The sequence below is a fragment of the Vibrio sp. Vb1018 genome, from assembly GCF_033338775.1.
Taxonomy (GTDB): domain Bacteria; phylum Pseudomonadota; class Gammaproteobacteria; order Enterobacterales; family Vibrionaceae; genus Vibrio; species Vibrio alginolyticus.
Window position 1 is genome coordinate 1 of record NZ_JAWOTI010000048.1, and the last position, 6367, is coordinate 6367.

The following is a 6367-nucleotide window of genomic DNA, read 5'->3' on the forward strand; positions in this document are numbered from 1 at the left end:
GGGGTCGCGGGTTCGAGTCCCGTCCACTCCGCCACTTATATTAAGCCTCAGTCGAAAGACTGAGGCTTTTTTCGTTTCTACTGCGGCGTTTCCCTGAAGTGTGTTTACACCTAACTAGACTACTCCCCATAATCCCTACTAAGCGAACTCTGCGTGATTACACACTAGGCTTTAATTAATATAGGCCGTTGATGCTGTGGAAAGACAATATGACCTACAAACAAACCTAAGTAATCTATGGTATTCAAAGGCGTTCAACGGCTTGAATCTTGATGAGAAAGAAAAAACGAACTGTGCGCATAATCCAGAAAAGCGTCATATATACCCCCAATCTCTCCTGGCTCAAAAATCAAACGACTTGAAAAGAATTGGAAGGTGAAAGATTGAAGGAGCTCTTCATTAGCGAGGTGATGATTTTCGACGCTGAACATTTGATGAGTCTCAGAAAAATATATCGCCAAGGGGTAAGAAGCGCCAGAACAGAGAGGGGTAGCTTAGCTCGAGGCTGTAAGCTATGCGGAATACTCACAAACGTCAAAGCTCAAACCCATTAAGAGAATCGCTCTAGATCTAAGTGGTTATGTGCTCACTAGCGGTACTAGAAAATAGTTAAGTATTCCAAATGGATTATATGAAAAAGCCAACTGCTAAAGCGGTTGGCTTAGTATAAAAATCTCGACGTACTTTAGAGCGAGAAATGATGTCTAAAGAATACGTTTTAAAACACCATCTGCCTTTAGGCGGGTAATTTTTCTGACCAGTCGCTGTACCCCTATAGGATAGTCTTCTACTTTCTCTAATTGCTTATAAGTACAGATAAGGTGAGTATGCTCAAGAATACGCGAAACTTCGTCTTCAAACTTCTCAGTGAGCTTCGCATAATTGTCTTGTATGAGTAGCCCATTTTCTAGGTCGAGTGACCAAGCACGTGGATTTAGGTTATTCCCAGTAAGTAGCATATAGCGTTTATCAACCCAAATACCCTTAAGGTGGAAGCTGTTATTGTCATGCTTCCATAGGTGAATTGACAATTTACGTGCGGCGATATTCGCTTCATTGGCTTTCGCAAAGCGACGCAAATTCACTTCGTAAAGATATGGAAGTCCGCCAATGGTTTTAAAGTCTTCCTCAGGTGCAATGTAAAAGTCATTGGCGGTTTTATCACCCACAACAATAGTTACTTTCACACCACGCTTCATGGCTCGTTTCACTTCACGATGAAGTGCTTTAGGGAAGTTAAAGTAAGGCGTACAAATGAAAATTTCGTCTTGGGCTGCTGCCAATAACTTTACAATCTGTTGATTGAGCAGATTACGGCGTTTGCCTAGCCCAACTAACGGAGTGACTTTTACACTTTCTTCTGTTGCAGCTTGGTCTTCAAACTTATAGTTGGCTTGAGCAAGAGAAGCCCTCAGTTGGCGAATCGCCGACTTTATTTCTTTGGTTTCTGGCTTATCTTTTCCTGCAAGATCATTAACGGCAGGGTGAGCAATCATTTCTTCCTGAATGAATTGCACCATTGAATTCGCTAAAGATTCATGTCGAATCACATGGTAACGATCAAATCGATAACGTTCATGATAATGGAGATAAACGTTATTTAAGCTCGCCCCACTGTAGATAACAGTATCATCGACAATGAAGCCTTTTAAATGCAGTACCCCAAAAACTTCTCTGCCACGCACTGGTATGCCATAGACAGGGATTGGGTGTTGGTACTTGCTGGCATATGCTTTGTAAAGCGCTGAATTACCCTCAGATGTCTCCGCACCAATCAGGCCACGCTGCGCTCGATGCCAGTCGACACAGATATTGATGTCCAACCCAGGATTGCGCTGTTTCGCTTCATAAAGCGCAGTGAGAATTTCACGTCCAGCTTCATCATCTTCCAGATATAGAGCGACTAGGTAAATTCGCGACGTTGCTTTGCTGATAGCATCTAAAAGACGGGTTCTGAATGATTCTGCTGAATACAGAACATCAAAGTCTTCCGGATTGACAGCGAGACTTGGCAACTGTTCGAATGGATTCCTACTTACTATCATATCGGTATGAGTACCTTAGTTTAGTGCAATATTGCGAACCTGCCATTTTATCAAAGATATGATTTACCTGGCTACAAAAGCACGCGTTTTGATGTCGTTGAAGAGATGAATTGCATTGGAATGAGATCTTTACCGCTATCTACGTAACGTTGAAATGCCATTTTTAGCGGGTGTGGTAGCTCAGAGCAATCAATTGTTGTGAATCCATGCTTGGAATAATAGGATTCGAGATGTGTAAACGCGAAGCAATAATCGCCATCAGTGAAAACATTGTTCTTACAATGAGTTAGTAGTTTTTTTCCAATCCCTGTTCCCCTAACTTTCGGAATGACCAACATTCCTGTCAATAGACGAACTTTATCTACACTTTTTAAACGTAGTAACGCAATGATTTCACCTTTATGGCTTGCTGTAATGATCAATTCATCTTTTTTGGCTCGACCCGCAGGGTAATACGCTTTGTATAGTTTCTTAATGAGGGGGAGCTTGATGGGATTTAACACTTCTATGATTAATGAGTCTGGTATTGTCACTGCGGTTAAAAGATAACTAATGTAGAATGTCGACAGTTTAAGAGAATCTTATCTGGTGTTGCAAACCTACTATGCAAATTAAAACAAATGCGAGCCTAAAGGCTTACCATACTTTTGGAATTGAACAATCGTGTTCCTATTTAGCTATCGTTGAGTCGCTTGAAGATGTTATTGAGCTATTTCAAAACCCAAGATTCACCCATTTACCGAAACTTTTTTTAGGTAAAGGAAGTAATGTTCTTTTTACAGAACATTTTGAGGGATTAGTGATTGTTAATCGAATCATGGGTAAAGAAGTCACGGAAACGGATGAGCACTACCTATTACATATTGCCGGTGGTGAAGATTGGCCTGAATTGGTTTCCTGGTGTGTGAATCAGGGGATCGGTGGGATCGAGAACTTAGCTTTGATTCCAGGTTGTGCTGGCTCGGCTCCTATTCAGAACATTGGTGCGTATGGCCTAGAGCTAAAAGACATCTGTGATTATGTAGATGTTCTTGACCTAACTACGTTTGAAAACAAAAGAATGCACGCCCAAGACTGTGAGTTTGCCTATAGGGATTCCATATTTAAACATGCGTTGCACGGAAAGTGCTTTATCACCGCATTAGGGCTTAAGTTGGCGAAGCAATGGCAGCCGATTAACCAGTACGGTCCTTTACAAAGTATCCCAGAAGAACAACTCAGCCCTGCTTCTATCTTCGAACGAGTATGCCAAGTGCGAAAGGCAAAACTGCCAGATCCAACCAAGAGAGGTAACGCAGGTAGTTTCTTTAAAAACCCAGTGATCACGCAAGATCACTATGATCGACTCACAAAAAAATACCCTAACGTAGTGGCCTACCCAGCTTCAGGAGGAATGAAAATTGCTGCTGGTTGGCTTATTGATCAATGTGGATTAAAAGGGAAGTCTGTACATGGTGCGCAGGTCAACCCTATGCAAGCTTTGGTTTTGACCAACATGGATAATTGTAGTGCTGATGACATTGTCGCGCTTGCTTCTTTAGTGAAGCAGACAGTATGGGACAAATACCAAATCATACTTGAGCATGAAGTACGCTTTCTCAATCGTACCGGGGAGACCAATTTGACTCAGATCGAGGCATCTAGATGAGAAAAGATCACTCTACGAAACTTCATATTTTAAAGTTATTAAGTGATGGAGAGTTTCATTCAGGAGAAGCTTTGGGCGACGATCTTAATGTTTCCAGAGCGGCAATCGCTAAGCACATTAAAGGTCTTAGTGAATGGGGTATTGATATTTATCGAGTGCAAGGGCGCGGTTACCAATTAGCCTCACCATTGCAGCTGTTAGACGAGACTCTCTTTACCACTAGCTCGGAGTCACTTGTTGAACTCGTCCCTGTGATTGACTCAACGAATCAATATTTGCTCGACAGGGTCGCGGATTCGGAAAAGGGCCGTGTTTGTATTGCTGAATATCAAGCACAAGGGCGTGGTCGCCGCGGTAGACAATGGGTCTCACCATTTGGCTCTAACTTATATCTCTCTATGTATTGGCGACTGGATGCAGGAATGGCTGCGGCAATGGGCTTGAGCTTGGTGATTGGGATTGCCGCAGTGGAAGCTCTGGAAGAAGTAGGCATGCAAGGTGTTAAACTCAAGTGGCCGAATGACTTGTATTATCAAGATAAAAAACTGGCCGGAATCTTGGTTGAAATGTCGGGTCAGGCCGGTGGGGCTGCTCATCTAGTGATTGGGATGGGCCTGAATATCGGAATGCCTGACGACCAGCCTGAGATTGACCAGCCATGGACCACGTTGAACCAAGTAAATCAGAGTCTCAAGATCGATAGAAATGTTCTAGCAATGACTCTTATCAAGCATTGGAATTCTGCACTTGTCGAATATGAAATGAAAGGGCTTACTGGCTTTATCGAACGTTGGAATCGGTTAGACAATTTCCTTAATCGTCAGGTCAAACTGCTTATTGGGCCTAGAGAGGTACATGGCGTCGTTCGAGGCATCGATCATCAAGGTGGAATATTAATCGAAACCTCCCAAGGACTAGAGACTTATATTGGTGGTGAAATCTCGTTGCGTAAAAGTGACTAATCTTCGATTACTTTCGCAACGAGACTTTATCAACTAAGTGGTTAACGCCTTTGTGTAGAATCAAGTGGGCTCTCTCTCGAGTTGGAAGAATATTCAATTCTAAATTGAGCCCATTAATATCATGCCAAATTTGCTTCGCTTTTTTCTTTGCGTCATCGACAGAGAGTTGTGTGTAGTGGCTAAAATAAGAGCCTGGTTTCGTAAAGGCCCCTTGGCGAAACTTTAAAAAGCGTTCTACATACCAATGTTCAATGGTCTCTGTTTCTGCATCGACATAAATTGAAAAATCTAAAAAGTCAGAGACGAAGACACGATGCGGGTCATGTGGATAGTCCATTCCACTTTGCAGAACGTTTAAACCTTCAATAATAAGAACATCCGGTCTATCCACTTTTCTTAGTTCATCAGTAATGTCATACGTGATGTGAGAGTAGATGGGTACTTCAAGATCGGGTTTTCCTGCCTTTACGTCAGACATGAACTCGACTAAGCGCTTGATATCATAGGATTCTGGGAAGCCTTTACGATGCATGATACCGCGTTCTTCTAGTACTTTTTTCGGATATAGGAAGCCATCTGTTGTAACCAAGGACACTTTGGGATGATTCTCCCAACGAGAAAGCAATGCCGTTAGAATACGAGCAGTCGTACTTTTGCCTACAGCAACACTGCCAGCGATACCAATTACGAAAGGGGGAGCATGTTCCTCTGTATTTAAGAATTGTTGTAATACGGAATTGCGGCTTTGACGAGCCTGGACATACAGATTCAAAAGACGAGACAAAGGAAGGTAGATCTCTACCGCTTCCTCCATGGTTAGGTTTTCATTAATGCCCTGAAGCGCAGTCAAGTCGTCTTCAGAAAGTGTCATCGGTACAGAGTTTCTTAACTCGGCCCAATTTGCACGGTCAAATGACAAAAATGGACTCATGGGTCTCTTTTATCCTTGGTTTAATAGAAGCAAGAACATACATCAAGCGAACTTCAAAGCAAACGACAAAGGTCGAAGTTTACTTTAAAAAAGCTAAGTTTGTACGAATTTGCAGCAAACGAATCTAAAAAATCGAAATTTATGATTTTTTTTCAAATTACTATTGCAACCTAGAAAATCATTCAATAGAATGCGCACCACTTATGCCGACTTAGCTCAGTAGGTAGAGCAACTGACTTGTAATCAGTAGGTCACCAGTTCGATTCCGGTAGTCGGCACCATTCTTTCCTTTAGTAGTCTGAATGGCTTGAAAATTTGGAGGGGTTCCCGAGTGGCCAAAGGGAGCAGACTGTAAATCTGCCGGCACTGCCTTCGATGGTTCGAATCCGTCCCCCTCCACCATATTCTTTAGGAAATAGCTCTCAGAGTTACGTGTTGCGGGCATCGTATAATGGCTATTACCTCAGCCTTCCAAGCTGATGATGCGGGTTCGATTCCCGCTGCCCGCTCCACTCTAATTTGAGTGCTGATATAGCTCAGGTGGTAGAGCGCATCCTTGGTAAGGATGAGGTCGGCAGTTCGAGTCTGCCTATCAGCACCAGCTCTCAAGTTTATTTCCTTTTGATATTAGATTTACCAATTATCTTTTTTTGGTTGCGTGGTCAATTTGGGCCACCTAAATCCGTACCTAGAGGGACCACTCATGTCTAAAGAAAAATTTGAACGTACGAAACCGCACGTTAACGTTGGTACTATCGGCCACGTTGACCACGGTAAAACA

5 protein-coding genes and 4 tRNA genes are annotated in these 6367 nt (G+C 42.7%); 6 read left to right on the top strand and 3 right to left on the bottom strand.

The window, feature by feature from the left end; genetic code table 11:
• Nucleotides 1-704 precede the first annotated feature (704 nt).
• Both pssA and R7Z10_RS23650 read right to left on the bottom strand, forming a co-directional pair.
• A complete protein-coding gene (gene pssA, locus R7Z10_RS23645) occupies nt 705-2045 on the bottom strand; it encodes a CDP-diacylglycerol--serine O-phosphatidyltransferase (RefSeq protein ID WP_005388686.1) in 1341 nt (446 codons plus the stop codon).
• A gap of 71 nt (nt 2046-2116) precedes the next feature.
• Entirely contained in the window at nt 2117-2548 is a 432-nt protein-coding gene (locus R7Z10_RS23650; RefSeq protein WP_017821963.1) for a GNAT family N-acetyltransferase, read from the bottom strand.
• Nucleotides 2549-2649: 101 nt separating this feature from the next.
• Here R7Z10_RS23650 and murB point away from each other — a divergent pair, with 101 nt between their 5' ends.
• Entirely contained in the window at nt 2650-3693 is a 1044-nt protein-coding gene (murB, locus tag R7Z10_RS23655; RefSeq protein ID WP_017633745.1) for a UDP-N-acetylmuramate dehydrogenase, read from the top strand.
• Nucleotides 3690-4655, top strand: a complete 966-nt coding sequence (birA, locus tag R7Z10_RS23660) for a bifunctional biotin--[acetyl-CoA-carboxylase] ligase/biotin operon repressor BirA (RefSeq protein WP_170894214.1) — start codon at nt 3690-3692, stop codon at nt 4653-4655. The genes murB and birA overlap by 4 nt, the downstream gene beginning before the upstream one ends.
• A 7-nt stretch (nt 4656-4662) precedes the next feature.
• On the opposite strand, the gene coaA is transcribed toward birA, so the two are convergent.
• Nucleotides 4663-5586 (bottom strand): type I pantothenate kinase, encoded by a 924-nt coding sequence (gene coaA, locus R7Z10_RS23665; RefSeq protein WP_005388683.1) that lies wholly within the window; start codon nt 5584-5586, stop codon nt 4663-4665.
• 205 nt (nt 5587-5791) lie between these two features.
• Between coaA and R7Z10_RS23670 the strand changes: the two genes are divergently transcribed.
• The 4 genes from R7Z10_RS23670 (at nt 5792) to R7Z10_RS23685 (ending at nt 6187) form a co-directional block, all read left to right on the top strand.
• A tRNA-Thr gene (locus tag R7Z10_RS23670) sits at nt 5792-5867 on the top strand.
• 36 nt (nt 5868-5903) lie between these two features.
• A tRNA-Tyr gene (locus R7Z10_RS23675) sits at nt 5904-5988 on the top strand.
• Nucleotides 5989-6023: 35 nt separating this feature from the next.
• Nucleotides 6024-6098 (top strand) — tRNA-Gly (locus R7Z10_RS23680).
• A 13-nt stretch (nt 6099-6111) separates the two neighbouring features.
• A tRNA-Thr gene (locus R7Z10_RS23685) sits at nt 6112-6187 on the top strand.
• Nucleotides 6188-6367: the final 180 nt, after the last annotated feature.